Source organism: Pseudoalteromonas sp. SR43-5 (assembly GCF_014163835.1).
Lineage (GTDB): Bacteria > Pseudomonadota > Gammaproteobacteria > Enterobacterales > Alteromonadaceae > Pseudoalteromonas > Pseudoalteromonas distincta.
Map to the genome: position 1 here is coordinate 118,312 of NZ_JACJEA010000001.1, position 24,670 is coordinate 142,981.

Here is a 24,670-nt window from a genome sequence, read left to right on the forward strand (position 1 = left end):
TAGCCTTATCTATTAGCAAATAAAATTACTAACGTGTGCTTTGACGATTACCGCCCACTTTTGGCTTAGTGTTTGCCTTTTTAAATTGGCTAAAACCAGTATGTCGCGTTAGTGCCGGACGCCCACCTTTTTTACCACCTTTACCTGATTTTTCATCGCGCCCTTCTTCTGGCACTAAACAGTTAGGCCCTTTACCAATTAAATTAGCTTTACCCATTTTACGTAGAGCTTCACGTATCATTGGCCAACCAGCTGCATCGTGGTAGCGTAAAATAGCTTTATGTAATCTACGTTGGCGTGCGCCTTTAGGTACTGGAACAACTTCTGAGTTGTTTTTTATATTACGTAAAGAGTTCATCTCTGTATGGTAAATAGTCGTCGCATTAGCCATAGGTGATGGGTAAAAATTTTGTACCTGATCAAGCTTAAAGTCGTTTGATTTAAGCCATAAAGCCATGTTTACCATGTCTTCATCTTTTGTACCTGGGTGAGCAGATATAAAGTAAGGAATTAAATACTGCTTTTTACCGGCTTCTTTAGAGTACTTATCAAATAGTTCTTTAAATTGATCGTACGCTCCCATACCTGGTTTCATCATTTTTGATAATGGACCATCCTCTGTATGCTCTGGCGCTATTTTTAAGTAACCGCCTACATGGTGCGTTACTAATTCTTTAACGTAACGCGGGTCGCGTACAGCTAAATCGTAACGTACACCTGAAGCAATCAATACCTTTTTAATACCCTTAACTTCACGTGCTTTTTTATACAAATCTATTGTTGGCGTATGATCTGTATCCATGTGTTTACAAATATCTGGATACACACATGATAAGCGTCTACAGGTACTCTCGGCCTTTTTGCTCGTACAGCGCAGCTTATACATATTCGCCGTTGGGCCACCTAAATCAGAAATAACACCAGTAAAGCCGGGAACTTTATCTCTAATTTGTTCAATTTCTTCAATAATAGATTCTTGCGAACGACTTTGAATAATGCGCCCTTCATGCTCTGTAATTGAGCAAAACGAACAACCACCAAAACAGCCACGCATAATATTAACAGACGTTTTAATCATATCGTAAGCAGGGATTTTAGCATCACCATAACTTGGGTGAGGAATACGCTGATACGGCAAACCAAATACAGCATCCATTTCATGTGTTTCTAATGGATATGCTGGCGGGTTTACCCAAATAGAGCGATCGCCATGTCGTTGGTAAAGCGCCCTTGCACAACCAGGGTTTGTTTCTTGGTGTAAAATGCGCGAGGCATGGGCGTATAGAGGTTTGTTAACACTTACTTGCTCATAAGCAGGTAACTTAACATAGGTTTTTTCCCACGGCTTAGGACGTGCAGGCTGAACCATGATTGGTTTTGCCGCTTCTGCTTTTAAATCAATACCCGCTTGTTTAAATTCTGATTTACTACAGCCAACATCATCCGCGCCATATGGGTTTGGAATAGGGTCGATTTTACCAATTTTATCAATAGCGGTAGAATCACTGCCACGCCAACCAGGTAGAGGCTCTTTTCGAATAACAGCCGTGCCGCGAATATCCTGAATCGTATCCATCGTTTCACCCGCCGCAATACGGTGTGCAACTTCAACTAGCGGGCGCTCTGCGTTACCGTAAATTAAAATATCGGCTTTTGCATCAAATAAAATACTACGACGTACTTTTTCCTGCCAATAGTCGTAATGAGCAATACGGCGAAGGCTGGCTTCAATACCGCCAATAACAATTGGGATACCTTTGTATGCTTCACGGCATTTTTGCGAGTAAATCATCACGGCGCGATCTGGGCGCTTACCGCCAACGTTATTAGGCGTGTAAGCATCATCGTGGCGCATGCGTTTTTCCGCTGTATAGCGGTTGATCATCGAATCCATGTTGCCGGCTGTTACACCAAAAAATAAATTCGGTCTGCCGAGCTCCATAAATGCATCTTTAGAGTCCCATGCAGGTTGGGCAATAATCCCCACTCTAAAGCCTTGCGCTTCAAGTACACGGCCAATTACAGCCATACCAAAACTAGGATGGTCAACATACGCATCGCCACTAATTATTATTATGTCGCAGCTATCCCAGCCAAGTGCATCCATTTCTTCACGTGTAGTTGGTAAAAATGGCGCGGTGCCATAACATTCAGCCCAGTATTTCGGGTATGAAAATAAGGCGCGCTTAGCTTTGAGTGTGCTCATAATTGTGGCCGTAGAATAACAAAAGGCGCGAATTATACCCTACTAAATTCTTTATATATACAAAGTAGTCAAAGCATATCGCGCTTTAAATTCTAAATCGTTCATTAGCTTAAATAATAAGTTAATCTTTTTTAGCGTTTATTTATAAATTCTATCAATTCATGCTCAGGCATGGGTTTAGCATACATAAAACCTTGTACCTCATCACAGCCTAAGTTTTTTAAGAACTGAGCTTGTTCTTGTGTTTCAACGCCTTCAGCAATCGTTTTTAAACCCAACTTAGCACCAAGAGAAATAACTAAGGCAGCAATAGCGCCAGTGTCATCATTTGGCAGATCCTTAATAAATGCACGATCTATTTTCAACCTATCCAAGGGTAAACTTTGTATATAACTAAGCGATGAAAAGCCAGTCCCAAAGTCATCAATAGCAACCTCAATCCCTAACTCTTGAAGCTCTCTAAGTGTATTAATAACAGTTTCGAGTTCATCCATTACTACGCTTTCTGTGACTTCTAACTCTATGTTTTTTGGCTTAACACCATATTTTAATAATGTATTTTTAACGTTTTGAGCATAACCTTTTACTTTAAACTGCGGAACAGACACATTAACCGCAATACAAATTTCGGTACCCATATTTTCTAGGCGCTTTTGTTGTTGGCAAGCTTGCTCTAAAACCCATTGCCCTATATCAACAATCAAGCCCGCATCTTCTGCAAGTGGAACAAATACCGCTGGCGATATATACGACCCATTACCGGTGGGCCACCTAAGTAATGCCTCACACCCAATTAAAGACAAGTCATCTAATGAAAGTTGAGGTTGATACCATACCTCTAACTTGTTTCGAGCAAAATCATGGCGTAATTGTCTAATAATTCCTATGCGCCAAGCCATTTTATCTTGCATGTCTACACTGTAATAAATTCCCTCTTTATGCTTTGCTTTTTTAGCTTGGTCAAGTGCAATATAAGCAACTTTAAGTGTATCAATCCCGCTACTTTGAAAGTCTTGCTGTTGGCATAAACCCAATCTAAAATCGATAGGCAATGTATGCTCTTCTGCGCAAAATGGAACACCTAACTGCTCATTCAATTTTTTTAAGTCGAGTTCATCACGGCGAATAATAAAACCAAAAACATCAGCACCAATACGAGATAGTAACTTAGCTGTTGGGTAGTTTTCTTTTAACCTTTGCACAATGCCAATTAATACTTTATTGCCGACCTCTTGCCCTAAGCCATTATTAATATCTGCAAAATTAACTATATCAAGTAGTACAAATACATAATCATTCACGTGCGGCTTTTGATAACGCTCTACCCGTTCAATAAAATTGGTACGATTTGAAATACCTGTAAGCACATCTTTATAAGCTGCATCTCTTAACTTTACAAACAGCCTTATATTATCGAGGGCAACACTCACATTTGTTAAGAAGATTTCAGCAAACTGCAATTGTGCTTGCAAAGGAACATGGTCACATTCTATATATAAAGCCGCTTTTCTATGCTTACTTTTTAATACAAATGTTGCATTTGAGTCTGTATGTTGATGCTTTGATAAATCAAAACACAACTCAACTTGTTTAAATACTTTGCTATCAACATTAATTAATTTTTCACCAAAGTAGTCTTCGTAATGCCCACAACCACCTAATACTTGAATAAAGTCATCGCCGTCTAATTTGCTGCACACAAGCCCTCGAGGTGAACACTTTAAAATAATACTCATGTGCTTGATGATTTCTTTGCATAGTTGCTTAATATCAGTAAGCCCTAAAATAGACTTTGATGCAGAAACAATCGTGTTCATTGCATCACTTTGATATTCAAGCTGGCATACCTGCTCGTAAGAGCGAATAGCGGTTATGAGCGATGTTACTAATTTAGAGCGAGTGAGTTCTGTTTTAGTTTTATAATCATTTATATCGTATTCACGTATTACTTTTTCTTCTGGTATATTACCAGCTTGCCCTGTTCTTAAAATAATTCTCACATGTTGATTATTTAATTCGTCACGCACCCTTTTTACAACCTGCAAGCCAGCATCGTCAGTTTCCATAATAACGTCTAAAAAAATAACTGAAATATCGTTATTTTCAGCTAAAATCTCTATTGCTTCAGCTCCCGAATAGGCATCATGAAATCGCAAGCCTGCCCCCAAAAACTCAACCCCAGACAAAGCTAACTTTGTTACAGAGTGGATCTCAGGTTCGTCATCAACAATTAAAATATCCCAAAACTTAGTCGGCTCAATTACTGCATCATCTTCATAGTCTTGTTCAAAAAATAAAAAATCGTTTTGATCTGACGACATTCGCTCTCCTAGGTAGCAATTTATAAATTATTTTTGGTTTATAATCTAATTCATACTATAGTCGATTAATAAAAAGTTGTTGTATTTCAACTCAAAAAACTAATAAAAGGTGTGCTTATTAAACCATTAAAAATATTGATCAAAGGCGTACTGTTATTGTTATTGGTATTAGTACTGGTAGGGCTGATACTTCCCCAAAGTTATAATGTAAATAAAACAATAGAAATCAATGCAAATATTGACGCAGTAAAACCGCTAATTACTGACTTTAATCAATGGCAAAAATGGTCTCCATGGGAAAAAGTAGACCCCAGTATACGTTTTACCTTGGGCGAACCGAGCTCTGGCCTGGGTGCTCATCAGTCTTGGAAGGGAAAATGGGGGTATGGTGAAATGATCATAACTTCGGTGAGTCAAAATAAGGTCAGCTTTAATATACTTTTAAATGCTGAGCATATTATTAGGGGGACTTTTAATTTTAGTGAGCAAAACGGTATCGTCACTTTAATATGTAAGATTAACGGACAAACAACCGCCCCTTTAATATCGGGTTACACCGCAATTTTGAGCGAATATGTGCTCCGTAATACAGTTTCAATGGGGTTAAATAACCTTAAAACTGTTGCTCAGCTTAGTCATTCACAAAGGACAATGCACAGCCATGCCAGTCAAGACAGCACAAGCGAGAATTAACCTTGCTAACATTATCGAATCCTTACTTGGTTACCCTATAACAAAAATAGGCAGTAACGGAATACTGCCTACCTCCGAACAAAGTTACGATATTAAAGGCCAAGTTAAGCCGCTTTATCATATCAACAGTGAAAACTCTGTTTTAGCTCGTGCCCAAAAGCGCCAAGATTTACTACTAATAAAACAACAACAAAATATAGAGTCAATTTTAGCAATGGCTATGGGGTTTTGCCCCGATGTAGCAAGTACTAAACAACCTGATGCTGACTGGGTAGAGCATTTTATCGCACTGTGCGAAGATACTTCAAATGCGTCAATGCAAACTTTATGGGCCAAAATTTTAACGGGAGAAACACTCAACCCTGGTACGTTTTCAATTAAAAGCCTGCAAACGTTAAAGCATATGACACAGCGAGAAGCAGACTCTTTGCAAAAATGTGTGTCGCTCTCAGGCTATAACGAAAAAGACGACAGCCACTTTATATTACTCGGCTTTTACAAAAAACCGTCCTTGTTTGATTTGCTACGAAAAGGCAATAAAGTATCTCTAAATTTAGGAAAAACGGGCATTAGCTTTCCTGATATTTTAACGCTCATGGATCTTAATTTACTGTATAGAAAAGAAATTGAATCTGCAGTGCTTAAAGCGGGGCAAGAGCTTACCCTTTCATTTTTATCGCAAAAAGTAACGTTAAAGGCAAAGAGTAGTGATTTGGTATTAAGCTATTACAAATTTACGCAAACAGGTGATGAGCTTTCTAAACTCATTAATTTCCCTGTCAATAAGGTCTATAAGCAGTTAATTAATAATGCGCTGGAGGGAGAGTTTGATTTAGCGTGGCACGCAATAAAATAATATGCCACGCTTTGTTTAATTAGAAAATACTAATTAAAAATGAACCTGAATACCCGCAAATGGGCCAGATGCATCAATATCAGTAGTAATATCATCTACATCATCAAGTTCTAATACCATAGAACGGTAACCGGCTTTAACAGCAACATCTACTGCTAGGTTATCAATAAGTTCCCACGCTACGCCTACTTGATAATCTTGTACTTTGCTATCGTCAATAGCCAAAAAGCTACCTTCAAAAAATACACTTAAACCAGTAAATGGTAAGCCAGCTTCGGCACGGCCGTATGCAAGAGGAACAAAACCAGAGAAGTCTTTGGTTTCTATTTGAGAAACATCTCGTTCATCATCATCATACTTTACTGTAATTTCTCCATCGAACTGTTTAGCATTTAAACCTAAATCAATAGAAACTAAATCGTTATCGAAGATTTCATAATAAAGAATATAATCAATGTGCGATAAATCACTAACAGTATTTACTTTTCTGTTTGTATCGAAGGTACTGCCATTAAAGCTAAACGTATCACCAATAACCGCATCACCATCAAGCTCAAGCTCTGTATACTTTAATTTAATATTTGGTACTAACGGCACTGGATGCTCAAGCGCTGCGTAGTAACTTACAAAAGTCTCATCTTCAAAATCAAAATCTTGAGATGCATTATTTTTGTAAGAAAATTGGCCATCGTTATCTGACTTCCATCCATCAACACCTACATATAAACCTAATAGGGTGTCAGCTTGCGCCGCTGGTGCTAAACATGCCATTGAAAGGGCTGCTGCTAAACAATACTTTTTCATTTTTTATCCTTGAGCTAGTAGTTCGCTGAGTTCGATTAAAGCCGCATTGGCTCTAGAAATATAATTTGCCATAACTAAAGAATGGTTTGCCACATAGCCAAAACCATTACCGTTTAAAATAAGTGGGCTCCATACTGTTTCTTGAGTCGCCTCAAGTTCACGTATGATTTGTTGTAAGCTTACACGTGCATTTTTCTTTTCAAGTACGTCATTAAAGTCATACTCTATCGCTTGTAAAAAATGCAGTAATGCCCAAGTTGCACCGCGCGACTCGTAAAACACATCGTCAATTTCCAACCATGGTGTTCTTACTTGCTGCTGCAGTGGCGCAAGAGTTGCTTGTTTATTAGATGAATTACCCGCTAAATCGGTGTTTACTTTTTCTTGGCCTACACTGGCACTTAAACGTTGGCTTAAGCTACCTAAACGTTTTTCAGCTTCTTTAAGCCAACTACGTAAGTTATCTGCTCGTGCGTAAAATTGGCTATCGCGCTCATGCTCATTAGCAATTTGTCCACGATATACCATTAAGTAGTCAATACCTTTTTGGTACTCACCTTCGGCACTTGGCCATGCCCATGCCTCAGAGCTTATATTAAACTGCGGCTGCGCCTTTTTAAGGGCTTCATGTTCCGTTGATTGTGATTGAGAACGGCTAAAATCTTTTCGCATAGAAAGCGATAAATCACGTACCATTTCTAGTGCGCCATATTCCCACGCTGGCATATCATCCATAATAATACTTGGTGGTATTACATCATTTGATAAGTAGCCACCCGGTTTATCTAGTAAGGTATTGGCTACCGTAATTAATGTAGAAGTAGTTACATAACCCGTTACTATTTTTTCATTACGAAGCTGCGCTTGCTCTTTCGCGTTGGCAACAACGTCAAAACGTGAAGGTTCTGTGCTCCAATAAACAGCAATTGCGTAAAAAATGATAAGCAGTAAAACAATTATTCCTGCTATTTTTCCTTTATGTTGCGACATGTGTACTCCTAATGATGAGCGTGTTGAGTAGATGGTTTTGACTGCTTAGCTTGCGCTTCAAGCGACACGACTTGAGCATTAGTAAATAAGCGATTACCGTCACTAAAATATAGTGTGAGTTTACGTTCTTGTCCTACTTTTAATGGCTCTTGTGGTTCAAATGCCATTAAATGATAACCGCCAGGCTGAAAGCTGACACTTTCGTGCGCCTTAATTTCAACCGATTCAACTTGTTGCATTTTCATCATGCCGTCTACATGTGAATGCTCGTGTATTTCAACACGCCCTAAGCCATCAATAGTTGCCTTAGTTAAAGTTGCTGCGGCTCCACTGTGATTACTAAGGGTTAAATAACCTACAGTTGAAGTACTACCAGGTAAAAACTCTCTAACTTGCGCGTTAGTTACTTCGAGCACAGCCACATCAGAACCATGATCGTGTCCTGAGTGCGCCGCCAACGATGACGAAAAAAAACTAAATATTAATGCAGAAGCCATCGAAAAACATAGTTTCGTCATCATTCTTATCCTTATGAAAACTTTAAATTACAGGCTAAATTTAACATAGTTAACCTATAATAGTCAGTCAAATTAAGGATTAAGAGGCTACTTTTTTGTTATCGGCAACAAGCCAACACAACACTGCAACAAATAGTAACGGCCATGCAATCATTATAGATCCGAATAAAAGCGCTAAAACAGTCCCTGCTAATGCCACTACACCCGCACCAACTAATCCCATAGTAATTAAAGCCACTACCGCAACTACAGCAATAATTGCGGCCAAAGCACCTACAAGCTCGAGCCCAGCCCAACTAATATCAGCAATCCATAACGGCAACTGCCAAGAATCAATCTGCACAAACGTTATTAAATCAGTAAACAGTAATAAATAGATAAATACACATACTGCCAAAGCTTTCATAGTAATTCTCCTTATACCAACCGGCTTATATATGAGGCCTATTTAACGATAAGAAAATTGCGCTATAACTAGGCAAAAATTTTTATACTTAGCTGTTCTAAATTAAAATTTTTAACAACGTTATAGGGTGATTTAATTCGTTAAATTGTTCAAATATTTATGCCTGTTGGTATTAATACTCTTTATTTTCAAGGCAGCAATGCGCTATAAAATAGCCAAGTGCAACTGCAAACGGAAAACTCAAAAACAACAAAATAGTAACTACGCGTGTTGCCCATACCGGAAAGTCCAATCTATGGGCTAAACCACTACAAACACCCGATATTTTTTTATTCAAAGTATCTTTATACCAACCTTGTTGACGATTATAGCTGTTCATAGCAATCTCCTAAGCAGTGTGTTTTAAATTAGTATTTAAGTTCGCCTTTAAGCGAGCCAGTTCAGCATCAATTTTTTCATTTTTAACTAACGACTCAATTTGGGTACTGGTAGAACTTGCTGTATCAGTCAGCTCATAAGCCTCTACTTGAGCTTCAATACCTTCAACACGCTGCTCTATTTGTTCAAAACGAGACAACGCATGGGCAACTTTATCGCTTTGTAGTTGCGTACTGATTCGCCCTCTAGCAATAGCAACATTATGGCGTTGCATTAACTGAGCTTGCTTAGTTTTAGCCATAGCCATTTTTTGCTGCAAGCGTTCACAATCAGACTTAATTTTTGCAATAGACTCTTGCAATGTTTCTAGTTGAGTTTGCTTATTTTCAATGCTTTCGTTAACGCGTTGCTTCTCAAGTAAAGCTGATTTAGCAAGGTCATCACTGCCCTTCTCAACCGCACGTTCTGCTTTCATTTGCCAAGCTGCTAATTCTGTTTTTTTAGTATCAATTTGGCGATTAATTACTTTCTCTTCACACAATAAAGCGGCTGCTGTACTACGACACTCATTCAATGCATCTTGCATCTCGGTAAGCATTAGGTTTAAAAGTTTTTCTGGATCTTCTGCTTTATCAAGCATGGCGACAATGTTTGATTGAATTACATCATTTACGCGGTTAAATATTCCCATGGTATTCTCCTGTTGATTTTTAATTAATTTCAACAAGAAGATTCCAAGAGTTGTGCCAAGTCCATCAAAAAGAAAATAAAGCATTTAAAATCATAATGGTAAATAACAAACACTCTAAATTTTAGTGACTTTAAGCTGAACAACATAGAGTGGAATTGGCCAATAAATTATGATTTTGACTAATTTTTAGGATTAAAAAAGCCACTCGAAAGTGGCTTAAATTTAGAATTTTTAAAGCTTAGTTTTATTCTGGTACAAAGCTTAATGCTTTATCCATTACCGATAAATCAGCTTGCTTACCGTGACCACTTTCAGAAAGGTGGCGTCTAAAACCTCGCGCACCAGGCTGCCCCTGAAAAATACCGAGCATGTGACGTGCAATATGCCAAAAATTAGCACCCAAACGCATTTCTTCTTCAATGTAGTCATACATTGAACGCACTACGTCGTGGCGTGACTGCGTGTTTGCAGAATCACCATAAATTTTTTCATCAACGTCATTGAGCATAAATGGGTTGCTATAAGCCTCACGCCCAATCATTACGCCATCGATATGTTGCAAATGTTCTAGGCTCTGCTCAACTGTTTTAACACCGCCATTTAGGCTTAAGTCTAGCTGCGGATAATCTTTTTTAAGTTGATAAACACGTGGATAATCAAGCGGTGGAACTTCACGATTTTCTTTCGGGCTTAAACCATTAAGCCATGCTTTACGAGCATGAATAATAAAATCATCACACCCTACTTTATGAGACGCTTCAATAAGCGCACATAAAAACTCATACGAATCTTGCTCATCAATACCAATACGCGTTTTAACGGTAACAGGAATGCTTACTTCGTTTTTCATTGCTGCTACGCACTCAGCAACTAATTGAGGTTCAGCCATTAAACATGCGCCAAATCGGCCATTTTGAACTCTGTCTGACGGGCAACCTACATTTAAATTTATTTCGTCATAACCACGCTCACCTGCAAGTTTTGCACATTGCGCAAGCGCTTTAGGATCAGAGCCACCAAGTTGCAGCGCAACTGGGCCTTCGTGTTTATTAAAATGTAAGTAGTCGCCTCGACCAAATAAAATAGCCCCTGTGGTTATCATTTCAGTATAAAGCACAGTATGTTTAGTCATTTTGCGATGAAAAGTACGACAATGGCGATCAGTCCAATCAAGCATGGGGGCCACAGAAAAGCGTCTATCCAAAGTACATTTATTCAAAGCAAACCTCAGGGTATTAAAGTTATTAAGCACAGCTTAAAAGGCGCTGCATTTTACACAAAAGCCTAGCGAGCATCAATGTTAAGAGAAAACCTGCAAGCCAAAATAATGGGCTATGCCATTTAAAATATTGGTAACCGCAACCGAGCTTAAAATAAGCCCCATAATTCTACTTATTATACTTGCACCACTATCACCAATTAATTTATGTACATGTGTTGCAAGCAGTAACAAAACCAGTACAACCGCTAATACAGCAAGCATCATCGAAGACGTTAGTAACTGCTCAACCCAGGTATATTCTTCATTACGAGTCATTAATACGGCGCCTAACATAGCGCCAGGGCTCGCGATAGAGGGAATCGCAAGCGGAAAAATAGCGGTTTCAGTGCTGTCGCGTACACTTTTAATTTCGGCTTCTGGTTTACTTTCACCAAATATCATTGAGAGCGCAAAAATAAGTAATATGATACCGCCGGCTATTTGAAAAGCCGAAAGCGGAATTTCAATTGCGTTAAGTAATTGCTCACCTGCAAGTACAAAAAATAAGAGCACTAATGCAGATACGCCTACCGCTTTATATATAACTTTGCGTTTAAATTTCTCATCATCACCACGTGTGACTGCAATAAATACAGGTACAGTACCAATGGGGTCAATAACCGCAAAAAAGAAAATAAATATAGCTAATAGTTCGTGCATTACTGGGTTTCCTAGGTAAAAAGCGCTTAATAAAAACGCTGCAACTACAACACAGTATGTTAGTATATCACGGTAGCATAAGGATAAGAGTAATGATGAATATAGAATCACTCGTAAGTAAAGCAAAACAAGTTTGTGACAACCGTGGTGCGCGTTTTACGCCTATCCGCGAGAAAGTATTTCGCCTATTAGCCAGCGCACAAGGTGGTGTTGGTGCATACGATTTGCTTGAGCAATTAAAAATAACTGAAACGGGTGCTAAACCTGCAACTATTTATCGTGCATTAGACTTTTTAGCTGAGCTAGGTTTTATTCATAAAATTGAAAGCACAAATGCATTTATGCTGTGTCATCATTTTGATCATATACACCCAGTACAATTGTTAATTTGCGATACCTGTGGTTTTGTCAAAGAGTTACACTCGAGTGTAATTTCGCATGAGCTAAATAATTTAGCTGCCGAAGGTGGGTTTGTTGTATCAGGGCAGACAATAGAAGCACATGGTAAATGTGAATCTTGCAGAGCATCATAATCCTTCAAAGTTATCCTTAGTGACTATACTCAAACTATATAGTCATTTCACAGAACAAATTTAAGAGTAGCCACTATGAATGTAGAATTCATCAATCCCTTTTTATCTTCTTTAATTAATGTTTTGAGCACTATGGCTCAAACTCAATTGAAGCCAGGTAAACCTCGCATTAAAACTGATGAGATAGCCTGTGGTGATGTATCAGGTTTGATTGGCATGGTTGGCCCGCAAACGCGAGGATCATTTTCAATTACATTTGATGAAGGATTAGCATTGACCATCATGGAGCGTATGCTTGGCGAACGCCCTGATACCATAGATGAAGAAGTTACTGATATGGTTGGCGAAATAACCAACATGGTAACAGGTGGTGCTAAAAATTTACTTGGCGAGAAAGGCTTCGACTTTGATATGGCAACGCCTATTGTGGTATCGGGTAAGGGTCATACAATTACTCACAAAAGCCAAGGTAAAAAAATCATCATGCCATTTAGCTGTGATGCTGGTAATGCAAACATTGAAGTTAGTTTCGATAAATTATGAGTTGGCAGCAAAAGCAAATTACATTAAAGCCTCGCCCGCGAGGTTTTCATATAATCGATGACGAAATATTGTCTCAGCTTCCTGAACTGGCGAGTTACAAAATAGGCTTGTTGCATTTATTTATTCAGCATACCTCAGCGAGCCTTACAATAAATGAAAATGCAGACCCCACTGTTCGTATGGACATGGAGAGCCATTTCAATAAATTCGTTCCTGAGCGTCAACCTTATTATCGCCACGATTATGAAGGTGACGACGACATGCCTGCACACATAAAAACCAGTACGTTAGGCTGCGAGTTAAGTATTCCTATTTCAAATGGTTATTTAGCGTTAGGTACATGGCAAGGTATTTATTTAGGTGAACATCGCGATTCTGGTGGCTCTAGACGAGTTATAGCAACTATTCAGGGGGAGCTATTTTAATAAAAGCTCTCGGTTTCAAAGTATTGACTCCTCTGTACCTCACTCATACCTCATAACTTCAAAGTACAACAGCTTTATTGTAGGCGCATAGCTCGCGCGAGAAACCATAGCTTCTAACAACCAAAACTTTAATGCTGAATATTGCACAAAGAATAAAGTAGATAAGAGAGATTTTAAATTATAATTTTATTTATGATTTTTAATACAAAGGATTTTGAAAGGATATAAAAAGATTGGAGCGGTACACGAGGCTCGAACTCGTGACCTCGACCTTGGCAAGGTCGCGCTCTACCAACTGAGCTAGTACCGCATAACTAAATTTACTATCACTACAATTTCTTTTGGTTAGAAATTGGAGCGGTACACGAGGCTCGAACTCGTGACCTCGACCTTGGCAAGGTCGCGCTCTACCAACTGAGCTAGTACCGCATTATATTTTCATTCAACACTACAATTTCTTTTGGTTAGAAATTGGAGCGGTACACGAGGCTCGAACTCGTGACCTCGACCTTGGCAAGGTCGCGCTCTACCAACTGAGCTAGTACCGCATTTTTTATTTCTTCAGTTATTTTACGCTTAAGCGCGACAGGTCGCGTTCAACATTCTAGCAACTGAGCTAGTACCGCACTTATTGATGGTAATTCAATCACTCAAACACACTAACCCCGCGTGGGTTATCGTCTTGAGCGGGGCAGGATTCTACAATAATCCGATGTGTTTGCAAGTGTTTTTTACAAATTAAAGAAATTTTCTCTATAGACTTTTAATTCCATAATCGAATCTTTAATGTCATCCAAAGCAAGGTGCGAGCCTTTTTTATTCACTTTTGCAAGCACTTCGGGTTTCCAGCGACGTGCTAATTCTTTAATAGTACTCACGTCAAGATTGCGGTAATGAAAAAAATCTTCAAGTTCACGCATGTATTTATTCATAAAGCGGCGGTCTTGCCCAATTGAATTACCACACATTGGTGATACACCTGCAGGCACCCACTGTTTTAAAAAATCTAACGTTTGTGCCACGGCATACTCTTCATCGAATGTACTTGCTTTACAGCGTGCTGTTAAACCCGACTTACCATGCTGCGTAGTACACCACTCGTCCATACCATTTAGTAATTCATCACTTTGATGAATAGCTATGGTTGGCCCTTCAGCTAATATATTCAGGTCTGCGTCAGTGACAACCGTCGCAATTTCGAGTATTTTATCGGTCTCTGGTTCGAGTCCTGTCATTTCAAGATCGAGCCAAATTAAATTTGATTTATTAATAGTCATAATTACCTAAGCGGTGCTTTCCTTTAGATCCAACGCATTTCGATATATCATATTAGCATCAACCGTCGAGCTAAAGCTTTTTTTAGGAAAAGCGACATTTAACTAAGGTTATAGGCCTCCAGTGGCAAAACAGAAAAAATTAAGTAAAGGCCAATCGCGTCAGATCAAGGCCAACCACCAAAAGCGCATTAATAGCGCAGACTCAAGACCAGCTAAAAAAGGCGCGCAAGAGTGGCAAACCGATAATTTAGGTCAGGTCGAGAGCGCAATTGTGATCAGTCGTTTTGGCCAACACGCCGATGTCGAAACTGAAAATGGCGATGTACTTCGTTGTAATATACGACGTACCGTGTCAAATTTAGTGTGTGGTGATGAGGTATTGTTTCGCCGTGCCAAAGTAAGTGAAGGTGATTTAGCCGGAGTAATTGAAGCCACGCAAGAGCGTCGCTCGCAACTTACCCGCCCTGACTTTTACGACGGCGTAAAAGTTATTGCGGCTAACATTGATCAAATACTCATGGTATCGGCGGTATTACCTGAGTTTACCCCAAGTATTATCGACCGCTATTTAATAGCCTGTGAAGATATGGGTATTGAGCCAATTTTAGTACTCAATAAAATAGATTTAATTGATGACGCAGGTCTTAGCGAAATACAAAAAGTTCTCGATATCTATCGTAAACTTGATTACCAAGTACTCCTTGTTAGTAATATATCGGGTAATGGTATTGATGAATTAAAAGAAGTACTTGTTGGTAAAAATAACATTTTTGTTGGTCAAAGTGGTGTGGGTAAATCAACCCTCGTTAATACTGTATTACCTAACGCTGAAATATTAACTAAAGAAGTATCTGAAAACAGCGGCCTAGGCCAGCACACAACAACTGTTTCACGCCTTCACCATTTACCAAGTGGCGGTAACCTAATCGACTCGCCAGGAATTCGCGAATTTGGTTTATGGCATTTAGATGTTGAGCGTGTAACCTGGTGCTTTAAAGAGTTTAGAGAATTTATAGGCGGATGCCGCTTTAGAGACTGTAAACATTTAAACGATCCGGGCTGTATAGTTAAAGAAGCTGTAGCAGATGGCAAAATTTCTCAATTGCGCTTTGACAGCTACCACCGAATTTTAGAAACAATGGCCGATGGCCGTGCAGGCGCCCGTGCGCCTCGCGTATAATTTAGGATAAATACTGTGAGTTTAGACAAATTTAAAATCGCAATGCAGTACGCAATGCCAAAACACTTTATTTCACGCGTAGTGGGTAAATTAGCCGCAGCTAAAGCAGGTGCTTTAACAACGACTTTAATTAAACTATTTATTAAGCAATATAAAGTAGATATGAGCGAAGCCCAATACCCAGATCCGGCTCATTATAAAAGCTTTAATGAATTTTTTACTCGCCCTTTAAAAGACGGCATGCGCCCAATGGTAGAAGATAGCAATATAATCATTCATCCAGTGGATGGCGCAATCAGCCAGCTAGGCGATATTGTTGACGGACAGCTAATACAAGCTAAAGGTCACGATTACAGCTTACAAGCGCTACTAGGCGGCTCACAAGATGATACAACACCATTTTTAGGCGGTAAGTTTGCCACTATTTATTTAGCGCCTAAAGATTACCACCGTATTCATATGCCAATTGATGGCACACTAAGCAAAATGATTTACGTGCCAGGTGATTTATTTTCAGTAAACCCACTTACAGCGCAAAACGTGCCTAACTTGTTTGCACGTAACGAACGAGTAGTAGCAATTTTTGAAACTGAGATTGGTCCGCTTGCTATGGTACTTGTTGGCGCAACAATTGTAGCCAGCATAGAAACTATTTGGGCAGGTACTGTCACGCCACCAGCAGGTAGCGATGTATTTAGTTGGAAATACCCAACCACTGGCGATAACGCTATCACGCTTAAAAAGGGTGAAGAAATGGGTCGCTTTAAATTAGGCTCTACTGTGGTACTAGCATGGGGTGCTGATAAAGCTGAAATACTGGATGACCAACTACCAGAAGTGGTTACTCGCTTAGGTACTGCGTTTGCAAAAATTAACGACTAAAATAAATCGTTAATTAGAAATCAAAAAACCGCGTTATTTAAACGCGGTTTTTTATTTTTGTAGGCGCAAAGCCTGCTTACGCGAAAAGCGCAGCGCCCTCTTAGCCTCTTTGTGAATAAATTACTTAAAATCTTATTGCACAAAGAGAAGTAAAAGAGGAGTAAATGAGAAGACACCAAAGCATAGAAATTACGAGCTTTGCTCGTCACGCCAGCAAGCTGTGCGTCAACAAGCTTGGTGCAAAAGTTTGATATGTTGTAGGCGTGAAGCTTGCTCACGCGAAAAGCGCAGCTTTTAATTCTTTAACGCTACATTTAATAAAAGGCACAAGCCCCTCAAAAACTTATTTACCACACTCTTTACACTCTGAATCTTTAATCACTTTAAAGTGCTGTTGTTTTAAAGTGAGCGCATCAAAGGTTATAAACACACCTCCCTCTGCATGCCCCAGCAATAAGTTGAGCGTAAGTTGCGCCTGCATAGAGCCTATTACACCAAGTAACGGGCTAATAACCCCAGCGTTACTGCAATTGATAACCGGTGTAGCTTCGCCCCGTGGAAAAACACAGCCATAACATGGGCTATCACTTTGCCTAAAATCAAAGCCCATTAATTGCCCTTTGGTTGCGAGTGCAGCACCCGAAATTAACGGTGTTTTATTGCTAATACAATAACGGTTAACACTATAGCGAGTACTAAAGTTATCAGAGCAATCAAGTACGATGTCAGCATCTTTTAGAATATTAGCTGCGTTACTCTCATCTAGCTTTTGACAATGCGTTACTATGTTTATTTGATTATTAAGACTCGCTAATACTTTACCCGCGGCGACGACCTTGCTTTGTCCTAAGTGATTTATTTTATAAAGCACTTGGCGCTGTAAGTTTGAAAGCTCAACCTCATCATCGTCAATTAAAATAAGCGTTCCAACACCCGCAGCGGCTAAATATAAAAGCGCGGGGCTACCTAGACCACCAGCCCCCACTACTGCAACCGTTGAGGATTTAAGTACTAATTGCCCTTCAAGCCCAACTTCTTCAAGCAATAAATGGCGGCTGTAACGCAGGGTTTCTTTATCGCTTAGCTCACTCACGTTTATCAACCTTGTTAGTTTTACCCTTGATAGTATTACCCTTGTTAGTTTTAATTGGCACTGCTTATGGCCACTTGCAGAGCGCTTATAGCCTCTACGTAATTATCAGCTTCGGTAATCGCACGCACTACGGCAACACTGCCTACGCCTGTTTTAGCTACCAGTTCAGCACGGCTTAAATCAATACCGCCTATTGCTACTGTTGGGTAGCTTTGCATAAGAGGTACAAATTTAATGAGCTTTTCAAGGCCTTGTATTTGGCCTGTCATATCTTTTGTTGTGGTTGGGTAAATAGCACCAAATGCCATATAACTAGGGCGATAATTATGCGCACGCAGCATTTCATAAAAACCATGAGTAGAAAGCCCAAGCCTTAACCCAGCATCTTTAATTGCCGCTAAATTGGCAATCTCTAAATCCTCTTGCCCTAAATGCACGCCATATGCACCGTGCTTAATAGCTAACTGCCAGTAGTCGTTTATAAATACCTGTGCGTTGTATTTCTTGCTCAGCTCAACAGCTTGCTTAATGAGCCCATCAAGCTCATCTTGCGTTTTATTTTTAACGCGTAACTGCGCTGTTTTAATGCCTTGTTGTAAGCATTTTTCTAACCAATCTGTGCTATCTACAACCGCATATAAGCCAAGCGATTTACTTTCACATGGAGCAAAATCAGCAGCCATATTAAAATCAAGCGGCACATCAAAATCTAATTCATCACCCAGCCAGCTCCCTGGCTCAATTACTTGTGGGTAGTCAGCTAAATTAGTGGGGAACGATGTATGAGCAACCGGTCCAATCCCTTCGCCATAGCGTACCGACTGTTTTAGCCCTTGGTTTATATATGCTTTAGCTAAAATAAAGGCATCTTTTAATGGGTAGTCTTTAGCTAAACACGCAGCAATGACCGAAGCCATGCTACATCCGGTGCCGTGGTTATGCGGTGTTTGTATTTTTTGATTGCCTAACCAATATTCTTCGCCATTTTGTGTATTACTATCAATACAATAATCAATGCAGTAGCCACTTGGGTAATCCCAATGTCCGCCTTTAATAACAACAGCTTTTGCCCCCCAGCTTAATAGCTTATTAGCCGCTTCTTTTATTGCAGCTGGGCCAATTAAATACACACCAGTTAATAACTGTGTTTCGTGGGTGTTTGGAGTTATTACATCCACTAGCGGCAGTAAACATTCTTTTATTGCACTTACCGTGTCCTCTTCTGTTAGTAAGTCACCGCTTGAGGCAATAGCAACAGGGTCATATACAATAACGGGAGGCACAGACCACTTAGCTTTATAGTGGCTTATATGCTCGCTGATCAACTGAATTTGCTGCACATTGGCTAACATGCCAATTTTTATTACTTTGGCTTTCATGTCTTTTTCAAGCGCAAGTAACTGCGATTCAATAATATCGGTAGACACTGCATTAATAGCTTCTACGCCTAAACTATTTTGTGCAGTAAGCGCCGTAATTGCCGTGCAGCCATGTACACCAAAACTTTGCATTGCTTTTATATCAGCTTGAATGCCTGCACCGCCGCCCGAATCAGATCCGGCAATTGTCCACACTACGTTATTCATATTTTTTCCTTCACTGCTGATGCCAAAATGGCATACCCATTGTTGGGGTTGATGGGGCTGCAACGTCTTTTTCAGGCATTGCTTTTGCTTGATATGCAAAGCGCCCTGCTTCAACTGCGGCTTTAAATGCGCGGCTCATAGTAATTGGGCAGCCCGCCCCTGCAATGGCTGAATTTAATAATACCGCATCATACCCCATTTCGAGTGCTTGGCAGGCATGCGATGGCAAACCTAAACCTGCATCTACTATTAATGTGGTATCGGGTAAACGCTCTCGAATAGTTTTTAAATTATAGCTATTTAACAAGCCTTTACCGGTGCCTATTGGCGCCCCCCACGGCATAAGCACCTCACACCCTAGCTCATTTAAGCGCTGGCAAAGTACTAAGTCATCGGTGCAATAAGGCAATACTTTAAAGCCATCATTAATTAATATTTTTGTGGCTTCAAGTAACGCAAAAGGGTCAGGCTGTAAATTGTAATCATCGCCAATCAGCTCCAGCTTAATCCAGTCGGTGGCAAATACCTCTCGGCACATTTTTGCAAGCGTTATGGCTTCTTTAACACTGTGGCACCCGGCGGTATTAGGCAGTATTTTTAAGCCTGTATTTTTTATTAACCGCCAAAAGTCATCACCGGCTGCTGCACTTTGTTGGCGCCTAAGCGACACGGTAACAATTTCAGCACCAGAGGCGACTATCGATTGGGTCATAATATCAGGCGACGGATAAAGCGCAGAGCCTATTAATAAACGGCTATTTACTTGCTCTCCATAAATAGTTAAACAGTCTTTAGTTTGCATGAGCTTTATCCGCCTTGAATGGGTGACAGCAACTCAACACTGTCACCTTCATTAAGTACATAGTTTCTGTGCCGACTTTGTGGAATAAATTCGCCATTAACAGCCACAGCAAAAGGCGCAACTGCACCAAAACTTTGAAGTACCTCAACGAGTGCTTTGCTATTAACACTAAGTAGCTCGCCATTAATTGTAATGTTCATTTTATTCTCACTCTATTCGTGAAGCTACTTGCGCCACTAATGCCGGTGCAAGCATATAACCATGACGATATAAGCCGTTAATGCTAATTACATTACCAACTTGTGATACTTCTGGGCGGTTATCGCTAAATGCAGGGCGTAATCCGGTTTGAATATTAAGTAGCCGTGCTTCGGCAAATCCGCTGTGTACGGTATAAGCCGCTGAAAGTAACTCAAGAGTTGATCGCACTGTTGCGGCGCCGCTATCTTGCGATTCGATTTCGGTCGCACCAATTACATATTCATGATTCGGTTTAGGCGCTATATAAATTGGGTAACGCGGATGCATTAAACGCACAGGTCGCGTTAAATTTACTTCAGGTGCATATAGCCTTGCGACTTCACCGCGCACACCTCTAAGCGGTTTATCACTTTTAGCACCAAGCCCACGACAATCTATAATGTAGTCAAATGGTCGATTATTTATTTCACCGTTTTTAATGGTTACGCGCTGGTTAAACACACACTTAACTTTGCGCTTGTTGAGCATGGTAAAACTTGCTTTATAAAAGGCTTGGTTATCTATTTGCCCCTCGCAGGGTAAAAATAGACCTTGGTTAAACCGATTAGCAAGCTCTGGCTCTAACTGCGCTATTTGCTGAGCATTCAATACCTGAGCGCTTTGCCCTGCTATGGGCTTTATTCTCTGGGTAAAGCTTTGTAGATCGCCCTTATCTTGCTGATGCGCAACGACCAATGTGCCTTGCTGCTGAAAAAACACATCCCCCTCAAGTTCACTCACTATTTCTGGCCAGCGCTTCATTGAATCAAGACCCATTAAAGCTAAATCAGCCTCACACAATACCGATTCAGCCAGCGGGGCAAGCATTGCTGCAGCCACTTTACCGGCGCTATTTGGGGTTTGCTCATCGTCAGCTTCAAACACCGTTACATGATGCAACTTACTTAGCTCAAGGGCAGCTAAGCGCCCTGCTAAACCAAAACCCACCACAGCAATGTTATAAAACATAAAACCTCCAAAAGCAGTTATTAGTAGGTGCGAACTCACTCGCACTTCTTCAATGTTTAAAGAAGCGAGGTATAAAACCTCACCTACATCTGCATCTAACTTATTGCTATACCGCTTTGTGGTAAATTTCTGAGCCTGTTTGCTTAAACTGGGCAGATTTAGCTTTCATCTCGGCTTCTACATCAATCATTTTGATCTCAATAGCCTCGCCAGCGTCATTTGGATCAATACCGCGTGTTTCTAAATCTTTAGCGTAATCGCGTACTTCTTGGCTAATTTTCATAGAGCAAAATTTAGGGCCACACATAGAGCAAAAGTGAGCCACTTTGCCTGATTCTTGCGGAAGGGTTTCGTCGTGATACTCACGAGCACGCTCTGGATCTAAACCAATATTAAATTGATCATGCCATCTAAACTCAAAACGTGCTTTTGATAGCGCATTATCGCGCTCTTGCGCGCCTGGGTGCCCCTTTGCTAAATCGGCGGCATGTGCAGCTATTTTGTAGGTAATTAAGCCTTCTTTAACATCTTCTTTATTTGGCAGACCTAAATGCTCTTTAGGTGTTACATAACAAAGCATTGCACAGCCGTACCATGCTATTTGGGCCGCCCCAATACCAGAGGTGATATGATCGTACCCTGGTGCAATATCGGTCGTTAACGGGCCTAAAGTGTAAAATGGCGCTTCGTCGCAATGCTTTAATTGCTCATCCATATTGGCTTTAATCATGTGCATTGGCACATGCCCTGGGCCTTCAATAAATACTTGTACGTCGTGCTTCCACGCAATTTTAGTCAGTTCACCTAATGTGCGCAGCTCACTAAACTGCGCTTCATCGTTGGCATCAGCAATAGAACCTGGGCGAAGGCCATCACCTAATGAAAAACACACATCGTATTGTTTTAAAATTTCGCAAATGTCTTCAAAGTGCGTGTATAAAAAGTTTTCTTTGTGATGCGCTAAACACCACTTAGCCATAATTGAGCCACCGCGCGACACAATACCGGTTACACGTTTAGCCGTCATTGGTACGTAGCGAAGCAGTACACCGGCATGAATAGTAAAGTAATCAACACCCTGCTCGGCTTGTTCAATAAGCGTATCGCGGAAAATCTCCCACGTTAAATCCTCAGCCACACCGTTTACTTTTTCAAGCGCTTGATAAATCGGTACTGTGCCAATAGGTACAGGCGAGTTACGTACAACCCATTCGCGCGTTTCGTGAATGTAACGCCCCGTTGATAAGTCCATCACGGTGTCTGCGCCCCAGCGGGTAGACCACACCATTTTTTCTACTTCTTCTTCAATAGATGAGCTAACCGATGAGTTACCAATGTTGGCATTAACTTTTACTAAAAAGTTACGACCTACAATCATAGGCTCTGTTTCTGGATGGTTTATATTATTTGGTAAAATAGCGCGACCACGGGCTATTTCGTCGCGTACAAATTCTGGGGTAATAAATTCAGGAATACTCGCACCAAACGACTCGCCTTTATGCTGCGCGGCTAGTAATTCTTTACGAATTTCTGCACGTCCCATATTTTCGCGAACGGCTACGTATTCCATTTCAGGAGTAATAATCCCTTGGCGTGCGTAGTGCATTTGCGTTACGTTTTTACCAGCGACACCACGGCGAATTTTTGGAAGGTGATCAAAGCGAATATGATCCAGCCCTTCATCTGCCATGCGCTGCTGCGAAAACTGCGACGTCACTGATTCTAAAATTTCGGTGTCACCACGGCTTTCAATCCATTGTTCACGAAATTTTGGTAAGCCTTTGCGCACGTCTAGTTTAAAATTAGGATCGGTATACGGGCCCGACGTATCGTAAACACGAAGCGGATCGTTTGACTCATAAACAGGGTTTTCATCTGTGCCGCCAATAAACGTGTCACTTAACGTGATTTCACGCATACCAACACGCACACCTGGTTGAGTACCTTCAACGTATACTTTATGAGAATTTGGGAACGGTTGACCCGTTAAGTTATAAATATATTCAGACGCGGCAGCACGAGTTTCTCGGCGTGACGCTTTATTTGTAGTATTTGACATGACTTGCCTCATTGCTTAAGGGTTGTCTTGTCAGATATTCCGAGGAATAGAGAAAGATCGTAAAGTAGCGTACATGCTACTTTGCAGCCTAAAAAATAAATCACTTTATTGTGCGCATAAAAAAAGACGCACAAGCGTCCCATTTTAGGCAGCTTGTTCCCTACGCAGGTATTAACCTGATCAGGTTCACGGATCCCGCTTTCGCGATCTCAGCCAAAAACTAATTACTTAGCTTTGGCACTCCGACAAGTATTGATATATAAATTTTGTTCGTCGATTCGAAGATATTATTCAACAAATCTGCGCTGAGTGTACGTCAGTTAAAAACTGCCCGCAAGGGGCTGTTTTTCAAAAACTTAAAATTATTTAGGGATAAACACAAATGTTTGCTCGCCTTGCATGACTAATTGCTGGTCTTGCATTTTAAGCTCTGCACCTTGCTTTAAGGCTTGTAATAACTGCTGCTCAAACTCATCAAGGTCTTCGCCGCATGACTTGCGCGTCATTCCTAATTTACTTACGGTAAGGTTACTTTCTTCAAGCGAGCCTTCACCAAAAAATTTGTTACAGCCAGCAAAACCGTTTACTTGCAGTGCTTCAATAAAGCTCATTGATGCATTAAACAAAGGTGGAATTGCTAAACCATCAACACGTGATAATTGCCATTGGGTGTATTTAAGCTGCTCACTGGTAACCGTCCCTGTTGATGCGCAACCAACACATAAACCGACTATAAGCATCGGTATTGCTGCTAATTTCATGCTACTACTAACTAATTGTCTAATTAATGTAATTGTAACAATATTTATGCCCTTTATCCGTTAAAAATGCATGTTTTAAATGTAAATTTTTGTTCTATGATAGTTCAAAAGTTATGCGATTAAGTACTAAGTTGTAGTTTTAAATACGTTATCTATTTGCTCTGGTAAAAACGGTCTACCTTTTTCATTAACAGACGTTCCTATAACCAGTGCATTGAGCATTACTTTTTCATCCCTTTTACGTATGACCGTTTGCTTAAACGCAAATTTTAAACGACTAATACGCTGCGGCTCTACAGCCACATAAAATTCATCACCTGGTAATAGTGAATGTTTATAATCCATTTCGCTGCGCATCACGACTAGGTTAATTTTATCTTTTGCTAACTGAGCAAAATCAATACCGTGTGCGTACAAGAACTCATGTCGAGCATGTTCTAAATAATTAAAATAAACACTGTTATTTACGATACCTTGTAAGTCACATTCGTAATCACGTACCTTGAAGTCAACTTTAAAGGTCATATTAGTAATCC

26 protein-coding genes, 3 tRNA genes and 1 riboswitch are annotated in these 24,670 nt (G+C 40.2%); of the genes, 7 read left to right on the forward strand and 22 right to left on the reverse strand.

Annotated features, from left to right (window positions below; translation table 11 throughout):
* Positions 1–28: 28 nt before the first annotated feature.
* Together H5090_RS00595 and H5090_RS00600 are read right to left on the reverse strand one after the other, a co-directional pair.
* The gene (locus H5090_RS00595; RefSeq protein WP_182694728.1) at positions 29–2,206 is read right to left on the reverse strand and encodes a YgiQ family radical SAM protein; all 2,178 of its coding nucleotides are present in this window, start codon (positions 2,204–2,206) and stop codon (positions 29–31) included.
* Positions 2,207–2,337: 131 nt separating this feature from the next.
* A complete protein-coding gene (locus H5090_RS00600; RefSeq protein ID WP_182694729.1) occupies positions 2,338–4,527 on the reverse strand; it encodes an EAL domain-containing protein in 2,190 nt (729 codons plus the stop codon).
* A gap of 111 nt (positions 4,528–4,638) precedes the next feature.
* On the opposite strand from H5090_RS00600, the gene H5090_RS00605 reads away from it, so the two are divergent.
* Complete coding sequence (locus H5090_RS00605; protein ID WP_080945049.1) at positions 4,639–5,220, forward strand: SRPBCC family protein; 582 nt, start codon at positions 4,639–4,641, stop codon at positions 5,218–5,220.
* Positions 5,189–6,076: a TIGR03899 family protein gene (locus H5090_RS00610; protein WP_182694730.1), complete on the forward strand. Its 888-nt coding sequence runs from the start codon at positions 5,189–5,191 to the stop codon at positions 6,074–6,076. The genes H5090_RS00605 and H5090_RS00610 overlap by 32 nt, the downstream gene beginning before the upstream one ends.
* A gap of 33 nt (positions 6,077–6,109) precedes the next feature.
* Here H5090_RS00610 and H5090_RS00615 read toward each other — a convergent pair whose 3' ends face one another.
* The 8 genes from H5090_RS00615 to H5090_RS00650 form a co-directional block, all read right to left on the reverse strand.
* Positions 6,110–6,880, reverse strand: a complete 771-nt coding sequence (locus tag H5090_RS00615; protein WP_182694731.1) for a TIGR04219 family outer membrane beta-barrel protein — start codon at positions 6,878–6,880, stop codon at positions 6,110–6,112.
* A gap of 3 nt (positions 6,881–6,883) precedes the next feature.
* Positions 6,884–7,870, reverse strand: a complete 987-nt coding sequence (locus H5090_RS00620) for a DUF2333 family protein (RefSeq protein ID WP_024603343.1) — start codon at positions 7,868–7,870, stop codon at positions 6,884–6,886.
* 8 nt (positions 7,871–7,878) lie between these two features.
* Entirely contained in the window at positions 7,879–8,388 is a 510-nt protein-coding gene (locus tag H5090_RS00625) for a copper chaperone PCu(A)C (RefSeq protein WP_404936419.1), read from the reverse strand.
* A gap of 79 nt (positions 8,389–8,467) precedes the next feature.
* Complete coding sequence (locus tag H5090_RS00630) at positions 8,468–8,794, reverse strand: hypothetical protein (RefSeq protein ID WP_024595804.1); 327 nt, start codon at positions 8,792–8,794, stop codon at positions 8,468–8,470.
* A 172-nt stretch (positions 8,795–8,966) separates the two neighbouring features.
* Positions 8,967–9,173, reverse strand: a complete 207-nt coding sequence (locus H5090_RS00635; RefSeq protein WP_182694733.1) for a PspC domain-containing protein — start codon at positions 9,171–9,173, stop codon at positions 8,967–8,969.
* Positions 9,174–9,182: 9 nt separating this feature from the next.
* Positions 9,183–9,863, reverse strand: a complete 681-nt coding sequence (locus H5090_RS00640) for a PspA/IM30 family protein (RefSeq protein WP_182694734.1) — start codon at positions 9,861–9,863, stop codon at positions 9,183–9,185.
* Positions 9,864–10,107: 244 nt separating this feature from the next.
* Positions 10,108–11,040: a tRNA dihydrouridine(20/20a) synthase DusA gene (gene dusA, locus H5090_RS00645; RefSeq protein ID WP_024595806.1), complete on the reverse strand. Its 933-nt coding sequence runs from the start codon at positions 11,038–11,040 to the stop codon at positions 10,108–10,110.
* 123 nt (positions 11,041–11,163) lie between these two features.
* Positions 11,164–11,784, reverse strand: coding sequence for a MarC family protein (locus H5090_RS00650; RefSeq protein WP_002957920.1), 621 nt, complete (start codon positions 11,782–11,784; stop codon positions 11,164–11,166).
* A 95-nt stretch (positions 11,785–11,879) separates the two neighbouring features.
* Between H5090_RS00650 and H5090_RS00655 the strand changes: the two genes are divergently transcribed.
* The 3 genes from H5090_RS00655 to H5090_RS00665 all read left to right on the forward strand — a co-directional run bounded on the left by H5090_RS00655 (position 11,880) and on the right by H5090_RS00665 (position 13,285).
* The gene (locus H5090_RS00655) at positions 11,880–12,317 is read left to right on the forward strand and encodes a transcriptional repressor (protein WP_002957918.1); all 438 of its coding nucleotides are present in this window, start codon (positions 11,880–11,882) and stop codon (positions 12,315–12,317) included.
* 75 nt (positions 12,318–12,392) lie between these two features.
* The gene (locus tag H5090_RS00660; RefSeq protein ID WP_007580265.1) at positions 12,393–12,860 is read left to right on the forward strand and encodes a chemotaxis protein CheX; all 468 of its coding nucleotides are present in this window, start codon (positions 12,393–12,395) and stop codon (positions 12,858–12,860) included.
* Positions 12,857–13,285, forward strand: a complete 429-nt coding sequence (locus tag H5090_RS00665) for a secondary thiamine-phosphate synthase enzyme YjbQ (RefSeq protein ID WP_024589772.1) — start codon at positions 12,857–12,859, stop codon at positions 13,283–13,285. Before H5090_RS00660 ends, H5090_RS00665 begins: the two co-directional genes overlap by 4 nt.
* 234 nt (positions 13,286–13,519) lie before the next feature.
* On the opposite strand, the gene H5090_RS00670 is transcribed toward H5090_RS00665, so the two are convergent.
* The 4 genes from H5090_RS00670 to orn form a co-directional block, all read right to left on the reverse strand.
* Positions 13,520–13,595: transfer RNA gene (locus H5090_RS00670), tRNA-Gly, on the reverse strand.
* A gap of 43 nt (positions 13,596–13,638) precedes the next feature.
* Positions 13,639–13,714 (reverse strand) — tRNA-Gly (locus H5090_RS00675).
* A gap of 43 nt (positions 13,715–13,757) precedes the next feature.
* A tRNA-Gly gene (locus H5090_RS00680) sits at positions 13,758–13,833 on the reverse strand.
* 183 nt (positions 13,834–14,016) lie between these two features.
* The gene (gene orn, locus H5090_RS00685) at positions 14,017–14,562 is read right to left on the reverse strand and encodes an oligoribonuclease (RefSeq protein ID WP_004336052.1); all 546 of its coding nucleotides are present in this window, start codon (positions 14,560–14,562) and stop codon (positions 14,017–14,019) included.
* 121 nt (positions 14,563–14,683) lie between these two features.
* Between orn and rsgA the strand changes: the two genes are divergently transcribed.
* Both rsgA and asd read left to right on the forward strand, forming a co-directional pair.
* Positions 14,684–15,742, forward strand: coding sequence for a small ribosomal subunit biogenesis GTPase RsgA (gene rsgA, locus H5090_RS00690; RefSeq protein ID WP_004336055.1), 1,059 nt, complete (start codon positions 14,684–14,686; stop codon positions 15,740–15,742).
* A 15-nt stretch (positions 15,743–15,757) separates the two neighbouring features.
* A complete protein-coding gene (gene asd / locus H5090_RS00695; RefSeq protein WP_004336058.1) occupies positions 15,758–16,624 on the forward strand; it encodes an archaetidylserine decarboxylase in 867 nt (288 codons plus the stop codon).
* 343 nt (positions 16,625–16,967) lie between these two features.
* Here asd and H5090_RS00700 read toward each other — a convergent pair whose 3' ends face one another.
* The 8 genes from H5090_RS00700 to H5090_RS00735 all read right to left on the reverse strand — a co-directional run bounded on the left by H5090_RS00700 (position 16,968) and on the right by H5090_RS00735 (position 24,659).
* Positions 16,968–17,717: a HesA/MoeB/ThiF family protein gene (locus H5090_RS00700; RefSeq protein WP_182694735.1), complete on the reverse strand. Its 750-nt coding sequence runs from the start codon at positions 17,715–17,717 to the stop codon at positions 16,968–16,970.
* Between the two features lie 50 nt (positions 17,718–17,767).
* Positions 17,768–19,303, reverse strand: a complete 1,536-nt coding sequence (gene thiE / locus H5090_RS00705; RefSeq protein ID WP_182694736.1) for a thiamine phosphate synthase — start codon at positions 19,301–19,303, stop codon at positions 17,768–17,770.
* A 10-nt stretch (positions 19,304–19,313) separates the two neighbouring features.
* Positions 19,314–20,105, reverse strand: a complete 792-nt coding sequence (locus H5090_RS00710) for a thiazole synthase (protein WP_182694737.1) — start codon at positions 20,103–20,105, stop codon at positions 19,314–19,316.
* Positions 20,106–20,110: 5 nt separating this feature from the next.
* Positions 20,111–20,305 carry a sulfur carrier protein ThiS gene (gene thiS, locus H5090_RS00715; RefSeq protein WP_182694738.1) on the reverse strand — a complete coding sequence of 65 codons (195 nt, stop codon included), beginning with the start codon at positions 20,303–20,305 and terminating at the stop codon, positions 20,111–20,113.
* Between the two features lie 7 nt (positions 20,306–20,312).
* Positions 20,313–21,314, reverse strand: coding sequence for an FAD-dependent oxidoreductase (locus tag H5090_RS00720; protein ID WP_182694739.1), 1,002 nt, complete (start codon positions 21,312–21,314; stop codon positions 20,313–20,315).
* A gap of 106 nt (positions 21,315–21,420) precedes the next feature.
* Positions 21,421–23,373, reverse strand: a complete 1,953-nt coding sequence (thiC, locus tag H5090_RS00725; RefSeq protein WP_220490662.1) for a phosphomethylpyrimidine synthase ThiC — start codon at positions 23,371–23,373, stop codon at positions 21,421–21,423.
* Between the two features lie 140 nt (positions 23,374–23,513).
* A riboswitch (TPP riboswitch) is annotated at positions 23,514–23,628 on the reverse strand.
* Between the two features lie 107 nt (positions 23,629–23,735).
* On the reverse strand, positions 23,736–24,134 hold the full coding sequence (locus H5090_RS00730) for an META domain-containing protein (protein ID WP_310736298.1): 399 nt from the start codon (positions 24,132–24,134) through the stop codon (positions 23,736–23,738).
* Between the two features lie 126 nt (positions 24,135–24,260).
* Positions 24,261–24,659, reverse strand: a complete 399-nt coding sequence (locus H5090_RS00735; protein ID WP_024592343.1) for a thioesterase family protein — start codon at positions 24,657–24,659, stop codon at positions 24,261–24,263.
* Positions 24,660–24,670: the final 11 nt, after the last annotated feature.